This is a genomic window from Paenibacillus xylanivorans (assembly GCF_001280595.1).
Classification (GTDB): Bacteria; Bacillota; Bacilli; order Paenibacillales; family Paenibacillaceae; genus Paenibacillus; species Paenibacillus xylanivorans.
The window spans coordinates 99,944-119,817 of record NZ_LITU01000050.1 but is presented as its reverse complement, the minus strand read 5'-3'; the positions used below and the strand labels follow the sequence as shown (position 1 = coordinate 119,817).

The window sequence follows — 19,874 nt, the reverse complement described above, 5'->3', positions numbered from 1 at the left end:
TACACATACAAAAGAAAATCAGTCTAGCCTATACTCAACCCCGCACTCGCTCTGCTTGTATCGTCTCAAATAACTGCTCCAAATCCGTATGAAGATCCGGCTGTTCACTCACGAGCAGGCTAATGTATTCCGACCCGCATTCATAGAAAACAAGACGATTAAACGGGCCTGAATCCCCAAGGTGATTGATATCCAGTCCCAATTTCACCCGAATCCGATTCTCCATATATCGCGCGTAACCTTCGTTCCACTCCAGCCAGTTGAAGTACTCCCCTTGTTCTTCACTCAAAGAGCTAAACAGGGCCACTCTCGCCTCTTTCACTTGCAAGAGATCCTTACTCTTCAAGGCTGACAGCAACGAAGTGATCCGCTCGGTAACAATCTCATTGTCATAAGGAAACTCATAATCTAGTTCCCATGTTACACGTTTGATTTGCTCCATCTTACGTTTGATCTCAAGTCGGTCGCCAATGTCGGAATACTGCTCATATACGTAACAATGGACAAACTCATGAAAGAGGTAGACTTTCTGCTCAAAATTTCGGAACGCCGCATCTGTCACCACAGCGCATATTCGTTCGCCCATGTGATGCACCGGAAATGCCGCTAGGCATTCATCGGGAATATTCAGGTCATCCGGAACGGTTTTTACCCATTCATATTGCTTCGTTTTGGACGAATAATCATAGATATATAACAAAGTTTCATATGCCACAACCACAGGATAATGCTCTCTGAATAAGGGATGTATACTGACCAAATCCTTTTGAAGCTCTTGCAACTCGTTGATTTGCTCTAAAAAAGTATCCATGTCAATTACCCTCTCTTTAGTTGAATGATGAGTTAATCATATCAATAGAGCAACAATAAAACACTGAGAGAAAAATGATAATTCTATTGTTGAGTGATATTTCTACAGGTTAGAACCGTTCTCCTCGTTTCTCATATAAATAAATGTCCAGCGCCTGAATCCCACGTTTCGCAAGTTTGATAAATAAAATAAGAGCATATACGCCCAATCCGAATAACACCAAATTAAATAAAACTGCAAATGTCGAAATGAATGAAAAACTCATCATACTTCCTCCTTTTTATCACCGTAATGAATTCAAAATTCATATGATCATCATGATTTATAAATATACCAATTTATTATTTCGCTAACCTATTTTAGCATATTTTACCTTCCTTTACTTTCTTCAATCAAATTCCTCATTCTTGATAGGCTGAATTCTAATAATTAAAAATAAAAAATCTTCCCACGGGCATCCGGCTGGAAGACTTTACTCAAGACTTATTTTATTGAATACGTTCACCGCTTACCACATGCCAGTGTTGATGCTTCGAATCCTGGTAAGTACCCAGGTTCGTTACGATTTTGGAAGAACCTGTCTGGAGAACCCTGTCCGCAGCAACCTTTTTGATAACGCGCATAATTTCCAGTAATAGTTCATCATTATTATCTTCTTCCTGTGAAATGAACGATTGGATATGGATCTTTGGAATAACAACAATATGATGTTTGTAGTATGGTCGGGTATGATGATAGGCCAGTACTTTGTCTGTTTCCATGACGATATTTACTTTGGTATTACCACTAAGCACTTCATCACAATAAAAATCCTGTGTCATCACAGTCCTCCTTTCATTCCTTAGATATCCTTATGACTTGGATTTTGTCAAAATCCCATTGTCTACGGAATCTTGGATAATTTGCTGTGCGTACGTCCACAATGTTTCGGAGCCGTTCGCAATTTCACGATTTCTGTTTAACACCTGTTCACTTGTAATATTGTATTTCTGCCACGTATCTCCCTCATTCTGATGATTGTGGATCAACGGCTGCAACCGATCCATCGACGAGGCAAATTGCGCTTCATTGGTCTCCTTTGCCTCGAACTCCAGCCACAGGTTCAACAATTCTTGGGCCTGCTCCTCAGGCAATATCCCGAACAATCGATGGGCAGCCTTGATCTCGCGGTCATATTTATCCGTATGCCCTACCGTATCGTAGGCAAATGTATCTCCGGCATCAATCTCAACGAGGTCATGAACAAGAAGCATTTTAATGACTTTGAGAAGATCCACCTCTTTGTTGGAATGACTCTGTAAAATCAAGGCCATCATCGCCAGATGCCAGGAATGCTCCGCATCATTTTCGAGTCTGTCGCCATGGATGATTCTCGTTTTCCGTTCAATCGTTTTCAGTTTATCGATTTCAATAAGAAATTGAATCTGTTCCTGCAATGAATCGTTCACAACCATTCTCCTCACAGTGTTTTTTTTCAAATCCTTCAAGAGAGATTGTACCAGTAAACTCTGTAATCAAAGTTCAGTGACATACCCACACCCTCTGCCAAACGGATTGAACCTGCATTATCTGGGGAGCAGTCCCAATACGGCTGGATACCTTTATTCCTGCATTCTTCTACAAATGCCCGCGCTACCCATTTTCCATAATTATTTTTCTTGTAGGCTTCGATAGTTTCAATATCAATTGCATGCCACTGATCTGATATAAACGCCGAAAAGCAAACACTCGCGATATCCTCGTTGTGTACTGCAATGTATCCAAAGCCATGTTCCAAGAAATCATCCATGTTATCCCAAAATCGCGAGACTTTATCCTTCAGAAAAGATAGATTGTTGAACTTTCCAACTTTCAGTAATGTCTCGTCTAATCTGAGAAGCCTGACGACCTCATTCTGAGAAGCATACCCTTCATGAATTGCTTGATGACTTCGATATTCAGTCATTCCTTCGGTTGAATCCATTGTGAATACATGCTGAATATCGCTATGGACCTCTTTATTCGCGGCCATATGATGAAGCACATCTTCCCAGCTTTTATCCACAACACCTACTTCGACTGTATGGATATTTAATCTTAATAATTCAGGTTCTATGTGTTCTTTCATGAACTCTTCCAATTCGTTCAGGAAGGGTTCACTTCGGGCGTCTCCAATCAACTGAAAACCACTTTGTCCCTTCACCCAAATTAACGCTGCTGTGATATTCGCTGCATCATCAACGTAGATTCGGCCAGGATTCACCCCAGATGCCACAGCCTTCACCTCAATATTGCTGTTAAAGTCTGTGCAGTGCATCACCTTATAGAATTCATGCTTCTTAAGTTCGCTAATCATCAGTTCATTCCCTCCCGAACGACATTCAGGAAATAATCACGATGATCCGGGTGACATGCAATCAGATATGGCTCTGAATTCATACCTTCAAAGGGAATACCTTCAAAATCCATAACAATGGCACCTGCTTCTTTCACCATTAATATGCCTGAATACAAATCGTCTCCTTCCGAATTATAGAGCACAATGCCGTCAGTATCCCCCTTAGCTAACATGCACCACTGTAAGGTTGGAGCCCATAATCGCATCATTCGTTTGAAGCAAACATCCAGATGTTGACGTAGCCGTACAGCCTTCTCCTCATTTTGCACCTGATGCCCCTGAATCCAGCCAATGGTCCCTTTATGAATCTGCTCTTTCTTTTGAACTTTCATGGGGTTCAGATTACAACTTGCCCCATTCCCACGTGATGCCACAAACAAACGATCCACCAGAGGTTCGTAAATAACCCCGAGAACAGGTTCTGAACGATACATTAATGTAATGGAAACGGAAAATATCGGTAGACCAATGGCAAAGTTGTTTGTTCCGTCTAGCGGATCAATCATCCACAGCCAGTCGCTCTTCTGTCCGTTATGTCCCCGCTCTTCACTATGGATTTCATGATCGGGAAAACGAATGCTAATTTCATCACATATTATCCGCTCTGCTTCATGATCTACTTCAGTAACTACGTCGCCAAAGATGCCCTTCTCCTCTGCACAGGTGATCTGATCAAAATGATCTTTGGCAACTTTTCCGGCTCTTCGAATGACTCTCTCGGCAATCTCTTGGGCTACACGAATGGTTTGTTCGATGACCATCACTCCGTTCGGTTACTGGATCCGTATTTTCCTTTTTCTTTTGTTATTAAAGCTTTCCTTTATATGCATATTTCATAGATCCGAGTCTCTTCATCATCGAGCAAATATCCTTTACCGATATACGCCCAGTTATTTTTTTCATAATAGTCCGTCAAATCCGTACATAAATACAGCTTGTCGTAACCCTTCGTCTTCACCTCATTGATCGCATGATTCTGTAGTTGCCCGCCTAGGTTCTGGCCCCGGTATTCGGAATCAACATGAAGGCACGCAAACCATGGGAACAAATCCTGCCGGCTATTCAAATCACTCCGTAACAGAGCATATCCTCCAACAATCCTGTCGCCATCCAACAGTACATAAAATCGGGGCACATCACTCTCGGTTTCCACGGAACGCTCTATGCAATCCCGGTAAAAATGATAGCTCGATTCCGAGCCCCACTGCTTCCAAAAATATTGTACAGCTGCCTGCAGCATGTCCGGCTTTTGCCGAATATCAACAATCTCAAACATCACAATCTACCTTTCCTTATTATGTTCTTGTATACTTTTGTGGTAATAGCTTCCCAATCGTTGTTTTAGAATAACCCTCTTCTCCCTGCAAGATGACCTGTGTGTCCTTCCCGTTTCGAATTCATGTTCCCCTTCCGAAATGGCTTTACCAATGGCAATCGCTTCCGCGCATACCGAGACACGACCGATATAGGCTTCCAAATGTACCGCCGTAAATATTTTTCCAGATCGAGTTCGTACTGCTGCCCCGACGTGATGCTTACCCTCCTGATACAAACGCGAAATTACGTTCTTTGCTGCTTCAATCAGTTCCAAATCCTCTGTCGTTATGGTCATCATGATGTCTCCTTTTATTGATAGATCCTGTATTATGCTGTGTCGTAACGGCCCTTTAAGCTTTGCTTTGCTCTGCTCAACCTTGTCCTTAATCGCTTTCCACGTCATGCTCCAAACCAGACTCCGCCAAACCTTTTATTTCATCCAACATGTACTTCGCATAATCCAGAAGTAAATCATCACTTAGATTCACGCTTTCCAGCTCTCCGTTATACTTTGCCAGACATTGTGAGATGACTTCTTTGTACTCCGGTAAAATATGAATGAGTGCCCACTCGCCTGCTTCTCGCTTGGAGTATATAACCGAATCTTGCACATACAATAGCACCCGTGCTAGGTTCAAAACATAGTAGACAGGATTCTCCGTTATTTCTTCCATAGCTGAACCAACGTCAGATGTAATAGAGGCCAACATATATTCATGTTTTACGGGCTGGAATAACTCCTTAATCGGTTTGCCGACAAGCACAATTCCACGGTCAACAATAACGGCCAGGTGTGCTACCAGATCTGGATCTTCGTATCCACCGCAAAGATATTGATCATCAGTTCTATACTTTTCCCGGTGATACGCGGAGTAATGAAATTCAAATGGAGTAGGAAACGTCAGTTTAGCAACCGTAGACTCCAAAACAATACTAAGTTCAAATCCTGTGACAATGTGCATTTCATCTTCGGTGTGCATCAATCTCTTCGCAATCCTTCGATAGGTATCAGCAGACAGCTGCTCCCGGCATACCACCAGAATATCGATATCGCTTTGATTAGGAAGGAAGCACCCCATAGCCATGGACCCGTGCAAATAAATTCCTACCAGGGAATCCGAACATTCTTCTTTTAACAAATGAGTAACTGTATGTAGTACCTCCTGTTCATCCACCTAAATCCACTCCTTTATTTACGTTGTTACGTATCCAACTCCACTTTCATTTCCTCCACAAAAACAGCCGTTCCTCGTATTCTGACATCCATGTCCTGTCCATTTCTGACCACGCTAACATGAACTTTCCCATCTCTACCAACCTCATGCCCTTGCTCCACAACAAAATGAGCCTGATCCATCTCAGAATTCATATACTCCAAATAATAGACACTCATCACACCGGATGCTGTTCCCGTAACCGGATCCTCCGTAGTACCCGAAAAGGGCGATGAAAAATGTCTGGCATGCATTAGAGCATCTGAATCGCGGGTTTCCAGCGTAAAGGGATGCAAAGAAGCTTTCGGATTTTCAACTAATATCTCAGGAAATAGAGAAGAATCCGGTTTCATTTGTTGGAAAGAAGTCCGTTTACGAATCGGTATCAATAACGTCCAGGTACCCGTAGTTCCATAGACGATGGGTGTGGATAGATCAATATCATCCGTGGTTAGATTTATGGAATTTGCCAGCTTCTCTATGTCACCTTGGAATGGCATGAAACGGGGTTGATCCTGTTTCATCTCAATGTTGATCGTATCGCCATCCTGCTGGAACTGAATCGGCAATATGCCTACATTAGTCTCAATGGTGATCGACTGCTTATCCTCCAGTAGCCCTCTAGTCTTTAACCCAAACATGGATGCCATTGTAGCATGCCCACACAGATTAATCTCATGACCCGGTGTGAAATATCGTAATCTAACGTCTGCAAACTTGGATCTCATCACGAAGACCGTTTCATTAAAGCCAACTTTATGCGCAATCTGCTGCATCGCTTCTTCACTGAGCGAATCGGCATGAAAGACGACTCCAGCCGGATTTCCTTTACCAGGAACCGTCGAAAAAGCATCATAATGATATACAGTGATTTCACTCATTAGAGACCCACCTTCCACTTAACAAAACCAGCTTGGTCATCTGAACCTCTCCCTCTTCGTTCACTAAACTCTTTTTCTAAAATGGAGAAGAAATATTGATCCGTCCATTGATTGTTCCACCAAAGTTCTTCCTTGAACACGGCTTCCCGTGTCATACCCACATGCTGCATCAGCGCAGCCGATCGGACATTCTGAGCATTGCACATACCTATCACTTTATGGCCGTGTAACCCGTTGAATGCAAATTCTAATAAAAGATTCGTAGCCTCACTTCCGTAGCCCTCCCCTACATAATTCGGAAGCAGCGCGAATCCGAGTTCCCAGCTTTTTCTATGATCCACATAGCTCCACATTTGGATAAGACCAATTGGTTCACCTTCTGGATCTTCCAAACGACGAATAATAAAATCATAGGCATACGGTTTTTCATCCGTAGTGAAAAAATGACTACGATATCTATCGCGAACTTTCTCAGTATCCGTTTCAACGTTCTCCTCGAAACTCCATATACTCGCATCACATTCAAGTTTGCTTATAAAGTCGAGGTCCTGTTCTGTGACAGGTGTTATTCTTATCTTCTGTCCCGCGAACTCCATTTCAAATTCTCTCCTTTGTTTGTTTAGGCCGTCGTTCCCATAGGACTATTGCATCTGCCCATTAATATATCTTCTATGACTTGAAGATGCATCTTGAGCCCACAATTCCAACTCGATTCTACTAACCAAAAATTGATCTTGAACCTTGATGAAAGGAAACATTTTTCCTTCAAAGAAACCCGATGCCGAGAAACTTCCTTGTTCGGCCTTAATAATGTCCATCACCTGTTCTTTAGTCATACTCAGATACTCCGCCGTTTCTTGGATCGTCATTAATGTTTTTTTATTGTTCGGCACAGCCTGCTCCACTGCCTGAGTCGATTCACTAGATCTCCCCTGATTTGATAGCAACAGGCAACCAACTATGAACGATATTCCCAAAATGACACTGGCTAGTAAAATGGAGATGGGAATGGATTTCATTGTTTGGGAGTCTCCCACTCTGTATTAAGCAAACCTCTACCAATATTCCATTGGGCAAGCAACGCTCGCTGTCTATTTTCCAAATCAAGATATGGTGCTGCAACACAGGAAAGTGTGTCGAACAGATGGATAAAATGAGGGCCCTCTTTAAAACGTCTAAGCCCGCCATAACCTTCATCATCCGCTGCCCATACGATCTTTTTGATCCCGGACATTAATATGGTGCATGAACACATGGGACAAGGTTCACAGGTGGAGTAGAGGCTCAGGTCATTCTTCGTGTATCGCTTCTTACTTACATCCAGCAAATGTTGCCCTGCCTGACGAATAGCATCGACTTCAGCGTGTGCGGTGGGATCACATTCGGAGAATACTCGGTTTCTTCCTTTACTCACGACATTCCCGTCCACATCCACAATTATCGCTCCAATCGGATAGGTCCCTTCTATTAGCGCCTGATCTGCCTCTTTCAGAGCCAAAACCAAATATTCATAATCCGATAATCTCACGAAAAATCCCCCTTAGTTTAGATATTGACCTTCTATATTAGAGATCTCTAATCGTGTAATGCCCTGCTTCGCCTAGAAAGTCACTTCGGGTTAACCCCTGCTCTCCAAGAAAAGCTCTATAACTTGTTATCGTACCATCATGTGAAATGATAAAAATACTCCCGCTCTGCTCCCTGCACCATTGAATTAGCTGTCCAGCATAAGCCTCAAATAGACGTTCTTCCATTCGATTAATCCCATCCAACCAGCAATCAAGCTCAAAATCAAGAATTCGCAACCCCGTATACTGAGCATTTAATTCGTCCTTCGAATAGATCTGATCACAGCGCAGAACGGGGAACTCCGGATTTTGAGGGAACATTCTCGGGCCAACGAGTGGACAGACTATCAGTTTATCGCTTGAGGTTAAGAGGACTGCCGTTTCTATCGTTCGTTTCGTAGGACTCACCAAAATTCTGTCTTCCGGTAAGATTTTAATCTGCTTTTGCAATTCATTCGCCTGCCTCTTTCCCCGCTCAGTAAGCCCAGGATGAAACTGGTTTAGCTGATGAGGATAATTAAGCAAATGTTCAGCATGACCATGACGAATAAATGTGATATCCATAGGCTCCTCCTATTTCTGAACGTAATGCTTAATGCCTTCTTTATCATGCAGATTGCACAGATCCTTTTTCAAAAACACCGGATAGACCTCCATACCTTTTGAATGTATCTAGGTTTACTTTGCCGACCAGCCAGAGGAAAACCCATCCACAAATCCGTTAACAAACGATGGGATAAAAAGTACAATTAACAAAGTTAAACTCCCTATGCCCCATCTGACCAATGTTTTGCGTTTGCTCCTTACACCTACGATGAACAATAGAGCGGTAATGACGATTAGTGTTGCCTCGAGAAATAACATGAAAATAAACCTCCGTTATGTATTGTATTACCGTGCGAAGAAATCTTGTACTTTAGTATTTCAAAGTGAAATTTTCAGGATCTTATCCAGTTCCTCCTGGCAAACAGCGCGGTTATATTCCGAATTGTCCAGCCAATGTTTGTCCATCTTCAGTAACTGATAAATCTCGGTCTCCAACTCTTTTCTTGCCTGAAGAACCTTCATCGTGCCTTCAACACCATGATATCCTTTCGCGAGTCCCCATCCTTGATTTGTGTAGTATTGTATGAATCCATCGGACCATTCCTTGGGTCTTTCCTGGATTGCTTTGTCAAAGGTATGTGCAAGATCCTCCTGATGAATATAGATTAGGAGCGGATTCAATGGTTGAACGATGCGCTCCAATTCCAGAACATATTGCACGTTTTCTTCTCTGGATTGATTGTATTTCACCATACCTATGGTCAGTGGATTTTGAATGAAACAACATTCGAATATGGTGATGGAATTATCCTCCGCACTTATCACGCTTTCGGTAAAACTCCGCCATTTTTCGGTGATCAGCTTCACATTTTGTTCAAAAGGTAGTTCGTAAATATCTTTGCAAAATATCTCCTGCACCACATGATCAGGAAAATCCACTCCAAATTCCTCTTTCATTTTGCCATACGGAATCAGGAAACCCTCCTCATAGACTGCAGCTCTGCTCTCCAATATATGTTTACATGCCTCGTGAGCATCCACCAAAGACCTGAACTCTTCCGCAGAATAAAAGGCCACACCATCATAATCAGCAGGGTGATCCAGGTTCCCTTCCTGGATGAGTTGCACCTTTTTGCCTTGCTCAGTCAGAATCTCTGAAACGATCTTGGCAATCGTCGACTTTCCTGAACCCGGTAATCCCTCAATAAGTATCAATTGTTTTGTCATGATTTCATCACCCTTAACTTCATTTCATTCAGTTGTTGTTAATCGATGTCTGCAAAAATCCATTTCGCAGCATCGCCATCTGCTTTCTTTTTCCAAAACACCATGCTAGGGCCGAACTCTTCCCCGTTCTCTCTTAATTCAGTAACCATTACAAGCGCCTCATAGAGCTTCTTTTGCTCTCGAATCTTGATCTTGCTCATTGAGATCACCTTGCGAACTTTTGATACTGGCATGCCTGAGACTGGCGATTGTGGATCAAAAAGGCTCATATAGCCCTTCTCATCCTCTTCCCATATATAACGCATGCGAACGTTCATCAGTTTGACGATTTCCAGTTCATCACCTGTATACTTCGTTTCATCAAGATAGACAGGAGGAATGCCTTTGTCTTCTTTGGGTGCTTCTGATTCGTCGTCCTTCTGCTCGATTACTTCATCCGTAACGCTTTCCGTCACTGGAATCGTTGGTTTCTGCACAGCTTCATGGGTTGTTTTATCCTGACAGGCAATTAAGAACAGAAATAATAACGACAACACGGTTAACTTTTTCATATCCAAGCCTCCAACATATGCACAACTTCGCCAAGATCTTTGCACTCATAATCCGGTGTAATCTGTTGCGGTTTGAGTTTTCCTTTTCGATTCAACCAGATAGCCTTAATCCCCGCATTTTGCGCTCCTTGTACATCACTGATCAGAGAATCCCCTATATGGATCACCTCATCTCGCTGCAAACCATACCTCTTGATCGCTTCATCAAACATCTCTGACCTTGGCTTATAAGATCGAACATCCTCGCTGGTAATTACTCCGGTCACTTCAATGTTATGTGCCTTCATTGCGGCTTTCACGTCATCAGTATCGATATTGGAAAGGATATATACCGGAACTTCAAGAGAATGAAGAAAGGGAATTGAATCAGCAAATATGCCAGGGTTACGCCAATGTGCCAACTGTTCCTGATTAAGAGACTCAGCTTGTAGATCCGATTTGAAATGGAGAAGCGTTTCTGCCAGAGATTGCACATTCAGCATTCTTTGCGTGGTAAACTGACTGCCGTGGCTTGCATAAAACAACGTTGAAAAAGCCTTCCACCAATATGCTCCGATCTCATCCGTTGTACATTCAACCTGCGCTGTCGCCTGAACTTGTTTATAAATCACTGGAAGAATATCATCATCTTCATGAACAACTGTCCCATAGAAATCAAGAAAAATGGCTTTCATTCTATTCCTCCCACTGGAATAATCTCAATCCCCAAAAAACTTCCTATGTATGTTAAATTTTCTCTGTAGGTACATCATAACCCATAATGTGGAATTTTCGAATGAACCAAATAACGTAATCCTCCCCCTCCTTACGGATTCTGCTCAACACAAAAACCACGCTGCTCTGCATATTTGCATCATACAAAAGCGTGGTATGTCGGAACCCCCTACCGATCCTATAGTTGGAACAGAAACCTATTATCTTTTAAAAAAAATGTTCATTATACCAAGGGCTTTAATGTTGATATCATTGCCTTCTGCATCCGTAAAAAGCTCATCATACGTCGTATAGATCCCCACATGCTGTATATGTCCGCTTCTAAAAATAAGACTCTTTTCCTGGCCGTTCGTGATCTGTGTATACGTCTTTCCTGCATTGATGTCGTAGGAAACATGTATAGCATATTCGCTTTCCAGCCATTTAAAGAAATCTGTTCTGGATGGATTGGTAAAAGCCAGAATCACAATTATGATAACTACAACACTAATAGCTATGGTTAATTTACTTATCCCATTTGCTCTATAATTAGCTGCTTTGTTATCATGCGTACTTACCATTGTATGACTCCTTTCAAAGTTCCATTTAACTCATTGGTTGCTTTGCTTGCTCTGCTTATGACCTGTTAAGCAACTGTTCGTCAAACCATACATCCTCATAATCTTCTGCAATCACAAACCTCCATCCCGGCGCAAGTCCAAGGTACTTCTTAATTTTTGGGTCCCAGTCATCGATGTGTGTTACATGTAAAGGTACAAAAAAATCATCTGCATCCGAGTACTTTTCTGCCCAAATATACCATCCGGTTGTATCTTCCTCGGGCTGAATACGCATTCCGTGGATCGGTTCCAAATTTCCCTTGACGTTCCAGGCGATTCCTATCTTATGGTACAGTTCACTGGGTACATAGTCGGCGCTATATTTCTCGCACATCTGCATCTGTTCCTGGATGGAAGCAGCATTTGTCATCATTGATCATCTCATTTCTCACATGTTGGATATGACTAAGGTAGTTCGTAGTACTGTTTATAATTAGAGACCCATTCCTCTTTGGAAAAATCAACAAAGTCATATGGCTCACACTGTCTAAGATAGTTCAACTGCTCTCCCGCTGAGTCCTCGAGATTCTGCTCCAGATAAGTCACTGTCTTCTCATAACCGGCACCACACAGAAGCTGCACATCAATATAACTGCCCGTATCCTGATTCTTGTGTTTTGCCTTCCAGACCAGCCCAGTGTCCTCTACATTTCCGATGCAGAATAACATAATACATAAGGTTTTGAGATACTCATGATCCACTGCTTCTTGATTCTCGATTTCCTGCTGCAACAATTCCCTGATTTTCTGCCTGTGTCTGGTATCTGGATCTAAACCGTACAACTCTAGAATCTCTTCTTCGTTCATATTCGTTCCCCTTGCTTACTTCAGAATATTGTTTAATTCTTCCGCTTTTTTCCTGCTATCTATTTTAGCATAGAAATAAAAACCAATAATGTGCAGTACGATGGATAAGACCCACATTCCAGGGAACCAGGGAGCAATCAATAGGAACATGTCTGTAGAAAACAACCATACGATCGCCATTCCTCCTGCAATATTAAATGTGGAAGAAATGATGATATTCCACACGGGTTTCATCGTAAAGTAGTTCCACAGTGCATTGTACATTACGCCAAACAGTATAGCGGCAATAGCTGAAATCCCGGCAATATTCCACAGGTAACCCATTTCAAAGGACTGACCATTAGAGAATAGTGTCAATAACAAGGTCACCCACAACGAAGTTACCGTAAACACTTGAAAAAATGAATGCTTAAGCTGATTAATCATAATAATTTCCCCCTAAAGTTTTTAATATAGAATCGGCTGACAAAGTAACTGGAGCCATCGTTCAGATCAACCTTGATCCTAGCATGGTCTGTTGACGAGAATTCACTAATATGCCTTGTGTTAATGATGGTTTGATTATTGATTTTCACCAACTGGGATGCCCCCATATTCTCTTCCACAAACTTCAGACGTTTGTTGAGCAAGTACCTTTCGCCTGTAATGACACGCACACAGCACAATCGATCCTCTGATTCAATCGCGACCACCGAACTCAACTCAATCTGCACATTACGATTGTTCTTCGCATTGATGACAACAAGTTTTGTTTCAGACTGGCAGATCGCTTCTTGAATACTGTTCCAATGCGACTTCTCATCAGGATGGGTTACGACTTTAGCCATGCTTTTTTCCATTGACATATCTTCTTCAAAAATGACTTTCACACTTGGTCCCTCCTCTCACAACTCATATTACAAGCAAAGCCACAACAAACCCACAGTATTGCGTTTTGTTGCATGAAATTGCAGGTTTGTTACATCGGTACTGATTTTTCAGCGTACAGACACGAAAAAAAGGACTACTCATTCAAGAGTAGCCCTTCATGTCTCTCTTTCAGACTTTCATCTGGAATCAGGTTACCGAACTATTCTCCAGATACATCTCCTGATTTTGCCGAATTATTTCATTCATGTGTAAAATAGCTTCCTGAGCCACGGCTCGATATTTAACGTATAGTTCTTCCGTTCTTTGCAGCAGGATCGGGTCTTTCTCCAAATCCGTGGGCAGAACCTCACGCCACGTGTCTCCAACTTTATTTTTATCTGTAATCAAAAGCTCAATGTCATCCAGCAGAGTTACCATTTCATTTTGATTAAAATAGCGCATCCCGTTCTTAATTCCATTCCAGCTCTTCATGTCAATAATGTTGTACGCCGAAAACCAATAAAATTCCGCCAAGCTCTTGGTATGGTTATGATAGGAATAGAACAAAAATATCGCTTGTTGTCCTTCATGTAATTGCCGATATACCTCTACTTTTGCTGCAACATCTTTACCACGAACGGAGATCAACATCGGTTGGACGCATAGCCAGCTAAGCTGCTCAGAACCCAAATCTTCTAGCTTGACTTTAACTTTCAATAACATGCTCCTCTCTACTCGCAAAATTTTTACATCGAACTTCACTAGTCATATGTTAAGGATTCTTTGGTGTTTCTACTGCCGGATCACTCTCTCCACCCATTCTACGTCTGGACGTTTCTTTCCTGCCTGTCGCTTGAACATGGTTAGACACTTTAGCCAATCCGAATTTGGGCATATTCGCATATATGGTCTCATATGAACCGGATTGAGCTTTGTACGTTTCATGATAAATCCCCACGCTTCCATCCGATCCAACGGATCTGTTGAATCGTTTCCAAGCCTCCAAGTGTAGGCCACCGCGTGCGTATTTCTCCAACTCATCATAAGATCTCCAATATTGCAGCAGAGTCACTCCACGCCAGCTCATAAAAAATTCCGTCCCCAGAAACCCGGTATCTGGGTTCATGTACAGTTCTTTAATCATCGGGCCCATGGATTTAAAAACAGGTAACCACTTATGTATGGCCCACAGGCGATTAATTCTCATTCCAATAATAAAAACAACAAACTCGCCATCGATCTCAGCTGAATATCTTCCCTTGTGTATATTCGCCACATTACTCCTCCTTTTTATGAAATATGTACCTTAGCGACCGTTCGGAGTGGATTGTGCTTGACGATATTGGCAATTAGCGTATTCCCGGGCCCTACTCCATTCTATATTGCAAAATCAACTGAAGACCATGAATGCCCATTTTCCGCTCGCCCATATCCAGAAAACCTGCTTTCAAATAAAGCTTTTGTGCCGCAATATTCCCCTCATTCACAGCTAAAATAATTTCATTGATCTTTGGATCAAGCTGCTTAACCAGTGTAGGCAGTTCCCTCATCGCAGCCAATGCATACCCGTTCCCCTGATGTTCTAACGTAATGGATAACGCACGTACCAGTATTGTACGGGAAGTATCTCTTTCCTCTACGTATTCAGAATTTTTATGTAATATGAAAAAACCAACTGGAGTCTCATCATTTAAAATCACTACCGGATATTTGTTCGGATTTTGCCATGCCTCCTCAATCACTTCCGCAGGCATTGCAGTAAATTGAACCTGTTCATCACTTAGTACAAAATTAGCCAAGTCTTGGTTGTACTTCTCATTATATGGGGCCAGGCTAATCCGTTTTTCCATGTAGAATACCTCCCACTTTGCAAACAGTTGTCTAAGTCTTTGGGCCGTTGTGTGAATAAACTCTTCTATAGCTTCCATAGATAATATGCTCAAATCACCTAAGGGCTCATTTTCAAGGTTATTTAAAAAGTCTACTTTTTCTTTTCTATACTGATAAACCTCTTGCTCCAGCAGCCCATCTAAGTCAAAAGCTTTACCTGCTTCCAGCTTACTCAATAAATCATGGCCATCAGACCCTTTTCTCAAAATCATAAATTCCAGCTTCGTAACATCCTGCGTATAAATATTTCTTCCATTGGGGTATTCCTCATATGCGGGATAAATCTCGAAAGTCCATACACGATCCGTATATACATGGGCGATATATCCGCACAAATATTGCATGAACTTAGGATCACTAAGCGCATGCTTCTGGTTGGAATTGAAAAATGCCCTGAGCTCTTCGTCTGTTGCAAATCTTCCTGCCTCTGGCATGAGATGAGTTTTTGCCTTTTCGGCTCTTTCATTAGTTCTCACATGACTGGAGTCAGGTGCAAGACTTCCCACTATAAATTCAGGGGTTGGATCAGATAATAATTCAGAGGCGATTACAAAATGAACCATGGGCCAAGGCATGTAAGGACTCCTTTTAATTAAAATGGGTATTTAACTTACTTACTCATAAACTATATGTCCTATTGGCTCTCAAAATCTTCTTTTCGTTAGCTCTGCTAAGGCTTAACGCAAGATTGTAAGTTTCCCTTGCTTCAAATCTATAAATACAGGCTTCTGTACCTTGTTGATTGTGGAAATATCAATTTCATTTAGACTTTTAAAAACAAGCTGTAGCGATTCATTCTGTTCATCTTCAAATAAAAGGGTTGTTTGATCATTATCAAGTTTCCCACCCAACTCCGCGGTGACGTTAAACAGGAACATTACAAATACAACCTCGTTGCCATCCGGATATGTATATTTCATTTTCTCACCTGTGTAGATGGATGCCAGTTCATATGAACTCACGTCAAGACCCGTTTCTTCTTTTACTTCTCTAATCATGGTTTCTTCAATACTCTCACCGGGCTCCATACCACCACCTGGTAATCCCCAATCGCCATAATCAGATCTTTTTTGCAGTAGAATTCTTCCCATATGATCACGAATAATAGCTCCGCCCGTAACGAAAATGCGGCTTGTCATTCATCATGCTCCTCTCTAATGGCTTGCTTCCCTCTAGTAACCCTTTGAATTCATCATAACCCATGTATTGGTAAATGCGAATATCTAAAAGATCCTTCTTTTGACCAGAATCTCAGTTCCTTCTTCTTTGTACTTCGCAATAAATTCATTGGTCACATGATCATGATGAAGCATGCCCATATAGTCTGTGCCCGGCTTCTTCGGTCTGTAATCGGAATCAACCGTATAGATATTGAAGTGCACCTCATCTTCGTCTTCTGACACGTCCGTATGATTGAAAAGTCCAATCACTTCATCTTTAGTTAGAAACTGAAAATACCCCTGACTCTCTATAATATAAAAAGGATAACTCATGCCCTCTACGTGAATTAAACTTTGGTATTCTTTCAGCTCTTCGTGGATTTGTTCCATGTAATGTAACGCTACCTCTTCTGCTTGAAATATTCCTGAAATCCACTCGAACCTGCCTTTTGAAGCAACTATAACAAACAAATTAATCATCCTTCCTATCTACAATTACATAAATCTAATCCGCTCTTGCACGTCCAAAGGTTTGAGACAGAATCCGATGGCTGCCAGCGATGTTTTCAATTTCAATGCTATACTCAGACTCTACATATTCAATGTGATGTTGTTCATAGTATTTTTTCCAGAATGAAACAGCTGATCGGTTATTAGCCAGTTGCTCCACTTTGAATCTGCCCTGAAATTGTGCAAACACCAGATCAACCGCCTGAGCCGCTAATCCTTGTCCACGATACTTTTTGACCAGAAACAGCTCTTGTACCGTATAGTCAACATCATCATCTACATATGGAGGAGAGCAAACCAGCACAAATCCGATTACCTTTCCATCATATTGAATAAAAAACGGATGTAATTCCGCCCGTTCCAGATAGAGATAGGTATTCGTCGGATCGTACTTCCCCTCTTCTAGCAAATCCTCACCCGAGAATTCGGAAAGATCATACAGATAAAGGTTGTACAAGTTTAAAAATAATTCTTTCTGACTTTTATCGATTCTGGTGATCTGTACATTCATGTCATTACACCTCACTTTATTAATAAACCACAATTCCCCATCTTTAGTTGCATATCACGCCCCTGCTTACCACTTAATGTATCGCTTCAACTCCAGTAAATATAGGTAAAGTTTAATTTAAACGAAAAAGAATCCTTTCCATCATAAAAGGATATGTTTAACCAAAAACGGACACGACATCGTCGCGTCCATGAGTAATCTCACTTATTTGATTAGATAATTAACTACAGGATAAGAAATCACGTTCCGGTCTCTATAGGTTGAGATCACTGCTTCGGAATGCGTACTTAGAATCCCATTTTGCAACATGACAGGTCTAAATCCTCGCTCCATCGCGCCATTATAGGTAAACAGAACACATTCCTCGGCGGCAAATCCCGATATGATCAACAGCTCAATACCCTGACTTTTCAGAATCTGCTCCAAGTCTGTCTGCCAGAATGCATTGGAACTCTCCTTCGTCACCGTCAGATCCTTCTCATTCACATCAACCTCAGAAATAATACGATACGCCTCAGAATTTGAATCCTCCATCCCTTCCACGTCTTGTACATGAACTACCACATGGCCACTCGAACGAAGCACGTCTGCAACATGATTGATATATTCACAAGCGCGGTCTATTGCTTTTTGATCTAACTTATCCCGTACAATACTCTCTTGCATATCCACGATCAGAAAACCTATTTTCATATCATCTCTCCTCTTACTTTTTTCCTCAACATCATGATCTGTCCAATATGATATGCATTATGAATACACACATTGGATATCACATTCCACCATGGGGCATTGAAGTACGATGGTATGGTCATCCCCAGTTTTGCATCATCACTATCCCTTACTGCCTGTATCCAGCGAATAAATGTTGCTCCAATACGTTCAATACTTTTCTGCCAATCTTCTTCACTTACCTGGGATGGGTTAACGATAAACGTCTCATCATTATTTATGTTATTATCCAAACCCACTTCACCCTCGATAAAACGCTCCAACCAGGTTTCATTCCAGAAAGTCAGATGATTCACCAACCCCCAGATTGATTGCCCCTCATCATTCAGCCATAACGCCTGAGAAGCGGTTACATTGCGTAACATCTCATCCAGCGGCATAAACCAGCTCTTGTCATGATGACAGGCAGCCAGTTGATCCAACAATACCAATTTGGTACTCATGTTCGGCTTCCTTCCTCCTTTCAAAGTGAAAAAATTAGTCCTTGAACAACTCGTTCAGCATCCGGTCGCGGTTCTCCAAGAAACTGCGGGTGATCTGATAATGATCTGTATCCTCATACTCCACTTCCTGAATTCCACCATCGTCAAAACTTAGAATGCACGCCCCCGGATAACCTAAAAGAATCGGCGAATGTGTCGCGATAATAAATTGGGAATTGTCTGACAAATCATGAAGAATGCGCAACAAGGAGAGTTGACGGGCTGGAGATAAGGCGGCTTCGGGCTCATCGAGCAGATAGATGCCTTTGGAATTAAATCGGTTCACAAACAGATTGAGAAAAGACTCCCCATGGGATTGTTCATGCAACGAACGCCCACCATAATACCTGAGCGACTCCGGCCCCAACTCATCTACATGCGATGCAAATTGATAGAAGGACTCCGAGCGCATGAAGAAACCATTCGTAATTTTGGGCAACCAGGATAGACGCAAATAGTCCCCTAATGACGATTCAGCAGCATCAATCTCAAATGCATTATTCTTCCCGCCCCCAGCTGTGTTAAATCCACATTGATGAGCGATGCCTTCCAGCAGTGTGGATTTGCCCGATCCATTTTCACCAACAAAAAAAGTAATGTTATTGTTAAATTCCAATCGTTCCAATGACTGTATGGACGGTATGTGAAACGGATATTGATCCGAATTTTCGACTTTAGCAGACAGTAACTCCACACTTCGAAGATACATAGACACACTCCTATTCTTATAAACGTTGGACTCCTGCTATTTTCAGTCCTGTTGGTTGATCCACGGATGGATGATTTCTTTGCGGGTGATGATTTCAATGGTCTTGATAAAAAACCAGGTGAACCCGGCATAAAAACCGATATGCGGATATCGGAATGCCGCCGGTTTGTTGCCTTCGTAATAGAAGTGCCCAATCCAGGACAGGGCGTAATGGATAAGTGCCAGAACCAGCATGATTTTGATATTAATGAACAAGAAAATCCAGGCCATAAACGCCGATAAAAATGCGAAATAATGCAAGATGAGGTTGTTCCGATTCTGATGTTCCTGAAGATAATAACGCAAATCTTTGCGAACACGATTCAACATGCGGTCACACACTCATTTCACCTTAAAATGTGATCATGGCTCCTTTTTCA

At 41.9% G+C, this 19,874-nt stretch carries 33 protein-coding genes; all 33 read right to left on the bottom strand.

What is annotated here, in order from left to right:
• Positions 1-34 precede the first annotated feature (34 nt).
• A complete protein-coding gene (locus AMS66_RS08270; protein WP_053780340.1) occupies positions 35-811 on the bottom strand; it encodes a hypothetical protein in 777 nt (258 codons plus the stop codon).
• A gap of 109 nt (positions 812-920) precedes the next feature.
• Entirely contained in the window at positions 921-1,079 is a 159-nt protein-coding gene (locus AMS66_RS32895; RefSeq protein WP_173405199.1) for a hypothetical protein, read from the bottom strand.
• A gap of 220 nt (positions 1,080-1,299) precedes the next feature.
• Complete coding sequence (locus AMS66_RS08265; RefSeq protein WP_053780339.1) at positions 1,300-1,632, bottom strand: HIT domain-containing protein; 333 nt, start codon at positions 1,630-1,632, stop codon at positions 1,300-1,302.
• 30 nt (positions 1,633-1,662) lie between these two features.
• Complete coding sequence (locus AMS66_RS08260) at positions 1,663-2,265, bottom strand: HD domain-containing protein (RefSeq protein ID WP_053780338.1); 603 nt, start codon at positions 2,263-2,265, stop codon at positions 1,663-1,665.
• 29 nt (positions 2,266-2,294) lie between these two features.
• A complete protein-coding gene (locus AMS66_RS08255; RefSeq protein ID WP_053780337.1) occupies positions 2,295-3,146 on the bottom strand; it encodes a GNAT family N-acetyltransferase in 852 nt (283 codons plus the stop codon).
• Positions 3,146-3,943: an inositol monophosphatase family protein gene (locus AMS66_RS08250; protein WP_053780545.1), complete on the bottom strand. Its 798-nt coding sequence runs from the start codon at positions 3,941-3,943 to the stop codon at positions 3,146-3,148. Before AMS66_RS08250 ends, AMS66_RS08255 begins: the two co-directional genes overlap by 1 nt.
• Positions 3,944-4,008: 65 nt before the next feature.
• A complete protein-coding gene (locus AMS66_RS08245) occupies positions 4,009-4,464 on the bottom strand; it encodes a GNAT family N-acetyltransferase (RefSeq protein WP_053780336.1) in 456 nt (151 codons plus the stop codon).
• A gap of 6 nt (positions 4,465-4,470) precedes the next feature.
• Complete coding sequence (locus AMS66_RS08240; protein ID WP_144424446.1) at positions 4,471-4,803, bottom strand: cytidine/deoxycytidylate deaminase family protein; 333 nt, start codon at positions 4,801-4,803, stop codon at positions 4,471-4,473.
• Positions 4,804-4,888: 85 nt separating this feature from the next.
• On the bottom strand, positions 4,889-5,680 hold the full coding sequence (locus AMS66_RS08235) for an aminoglycoside adenylyltransferase domain-containing protein (RefSeq protein WP_053780334.1): 792 nt from the start codon (positions 5,678-5,680) through the stop codon (positions 4,889-4,891).
• Between the two features lie 26 nt (positions 5,681-5,706).
• A complete protein-coding gene (locus AMS66_RS08230; protein WP_053780333.1) occupies positions 5,707-6,600 on the bottom strand; it encodes a PhzF family phenazine biosynthesis protein in 894 nt (297 codons plus the stop codon).
• Positions 6,600-7,196: a GNAT family N-acetyltransferase gene (locus AMS66_RS08225; protein ID WP_082350614.1), complete on the bottom strand. Its 597-nt coding sequence runs from the start codon at positions 7,194-7,196 to the stop codon at positions 6,600-6,602. Before AMS66_RS08225 ends, AMS66_RS08230 begins: the two co-directional genes overlap by 1 nt.
• A 45-nt stretch (positions 7,197-7,241) precedes the next feature.
• Positions 7,242-7,619, bottom strand: coding sequence for a MerR family transcriptional regulator (locus tag AMS66_RS08220; RefSeq protein WP_053780332.1), 378 nt, complete (start codon positions 7,617-7,619; stop codon positions 7,242-7,244).
• Complete coding sequence (locus tag AMS66_RS08215; protein WP_053780331.1) at positions 7,616-8,128, bottom strand: nucleoside deaminase; 513 nt, start codon at positions 8,126-8,128, stop codon at positions 7,616-7,618. Before AMS66_RS08215 ends, AMS66_RS08220 begins: the two co-directional genes overlap by 4 nt.
• Before the next feature lie 37 nt (positions 8,129-8,165).
• Positions 8,166-8,732 (bottom strand): histidine phosphatase family protein, encoded by a 567-nt coding sequence (locus AMS66_RS08210; RefSeq protein ID WP_053780330.1) that lies wholly within the window; start codon positions 8,730-8,732, stop codon positions 8,166-8,168.
• Positions 8,733-8,846: 114 nt separating this feature from the next.
• Complete coding sequence (locus AMS66_RS08205; protein ID WP_053780329.1) at positions 8,847-9,032, bottom strand: hypothetical protein; 186 nt, start codon at positions 9,030-9,032, stop codon at positions 8,847-8,849.
• Between the two features lie 60 nt (positions 9,033-9,092).
• Complete coding sequence (locus AMS66_RS08200) at positions 9,093-9,941, bottom strand: adenylyl-sulfate kinase (RefSeq protein ID WP_053780328.1); 849 nt, start codon at positions 9,939-9,941, stop codon at positions 9,093-9,095.
• Between the two features lie 38 nt (positions 9,942-9,979).
• Positions 9,980-10,492 (bottom strand): hypothetical protein, encoded by a 513-nt coding sequence (locus AMS66_RS08195; protein WP_053780327.1) that lies wholly within the window; start codon positions 10,490-10,492, stop codon positions 9,980-9,982.
• Positions 10,489-11,166 (bottom strand): HAD family hydrolase, encoded by a 678-nt coding sequence (locus tag AMS66_RS08190; protein WP_053780326.1) that lies wholly within the window; start codon positions 11,164-11,166, stop codon positions 10,489-10,491. The genes AMS66_RS08195 and AMS66_RS08190 overlap by 4 nt, the downstream gene beginning before the upstream one ends.
• Positions 11,167-11,406: 240 nt before the next feature.
• Entirely contained in the window at positions 11,407-11,766 is a 360-nt protein-coding gene (locus tag AMS66_RS08185) for a hypothetical protein (RefSeq protein ID WP_053780325.1), read from the bottom strand.
• Between the two features lie 55 nt (positions 11,767-11,821).
• A complete protein-coding gene (locus tag AMS66_RS08180; protein ID WP_407944531.1) occupies positions 11,822-12,178 on the bottom strand; it encodes an immunity protein Imm33 domain-containing protein in 357 nt (118 codons plus the stop codon).
• A gap of 32 nt (positions 12,179-12,210) precedes the next feature.
• Complete coding sequence (locus AMS66_RS08175) at positions 12,211-12,612, bottom strand: hypothetical protein (protein WP_053780324.1); 402 nt, start codon at positions 12,610-12,612, stop codon at positions 12,211-12,213.
• Positions 12,613-12,627: 15 nt separating this feature from the next.
• Positions 12,628-13,038 (bottom strand): hypothetical protein, encoded by a 411-nt coding sequence (locus AMS66_RS08170; protein WP_053780323.1) that lies wholly within the window; start codon positions 13,036-13,038, stop codon positions 12,628-12,630.
• Complete coding sequence (locus AMS66_RS08165; protein ID WP_053780322.1) at positions 13,035-13,481, bottom strand: LytTR family DNA-binding domain-containing protein; 447 nt, start codon at positions 13,479-13,481, stop codon at positions 13,035-13,037. Before AMS66_RS08165 ends, AMS66_RS08170 begins: the two co-directional genes overlap by 4 nt.
• A gap of 187 nt (positions 13,482-13,668) precedes the next feature.
• Positions 13,669-14,178: a hypothetical protein gene (locus AMS66_RS08160; protein ID WP_053780321.1), complete on the bottom strand. Its 510-nt coding sequence runs from the start codon at positions 14,176-14,178 to the stop codon at positions 13,669-13,671.
• A gap of 55 nt (positions 14,179-14,233) precedes the next feature.
• Positions 14,234-14,737, bottom strand: a complete 504-nt coding sequence (locus tag AMS66_RS08155; RefSeq protein WP_053780320.1) for a DUF4188 domain-containing protein — start codon at positions 14,735-14,737, stop codon at positions 14,234-14,236.
• Positions 14,738-14,828: 91 nt separating this feature from the next.
• Entirely contained in the window at positions 14,829-15,926 is a 1,098-nt protein-coding gene (locus tag AMS66_RS08150; protein ID WP_053780319.1) for a GNAT family N-acetyltransferase, read from the bottom strand.
• Between the two features lie 102 nt (positions 15,927-16,028).
• Positions 16,029-16,490, bottom strand: coding sequence for an NUDIX domain-containing protein (locus AMS66_RS08145; RefSeq protein ID WP_053780318.1), 462 nt, complete (start codon positions 16,488-16,490; stop codon positions 16,029-16,031).
• 84 nt (positions 16,491-16,574) lie between these two features.
• Positions 16,575-16,901, bottom strand: a complete 327-nt coding sequence (locus tag AMS66_RS08140) for a hypothetical protein (RefSeq protein WP_144424445.1) — start codon at positions 16,899-16,901, stop codon at positions 16,575-16,577.
• 115 nt (positions 16,902-17,016) lie between these two features.
• Positions 17,017-17,532 (bottom strand): GNAT family N-acetyltransferase, encoded by a 516-nt coding sequence (locus tag AMS66_RS08135; RefSeq protein WP_053780316.1) that lies wholly within the window; start codon positions 17,530-17,532, stop codon positions 17,017-17,019.
• 204 nt (positions 17,533-17,736) lie between these two features.
• The gene (locus tag AMS66_RS08130; RefSeq protein WP_053780315.1) at positions 17,737-18,225 is read right to left on the bottom strand and encodes a cysteine hydrolase family protein; all 489 of its coding nucleotides are present in this window, start codon (positions 18,223-18,225) and stop codon (positions 17,737-17,739) included.
• A complete protein-coding gene (locus tag AMS66_RS08125; protein ID WP_053780314.1) occupies positions 18,222-18,707 on the bottom strand; it encodes a DinB family protein in 486 nt (161 codons plus the stop codon). Before AMS66_RS08125 ends, AMS66_RS08130 begins: the two co-directional genes overlap by 4 nt.
• A gap of 34 nt (positions 18,708-18,741) precedes the next feature.
• The gene (locus AMS66_RS08120; protein ID WP_053780313.1) at positions 18,742-19,455 is read right to left on the bottom strand and encodes an AAA family ATPase; all 714 of its coding nucleotides are present in this window, start codon (positions 19,453-19,455) and stop codon (positions 18,742-18,744) included.
• Between the two features lie 42 nt (positions 19,456-19,497).
• A complete protein-coding gene (locus AMS66_RS08115; protein ID WP_053780312.1) occupies positions 19,498-19,824 on the bottom strand; it encodes a DUF962 domain-containing protein in 327 nt (108 codons plus the stop codon).
• Between the last annotated feature and the right edge of the window lie 50 nt (positions 19,825-19,874).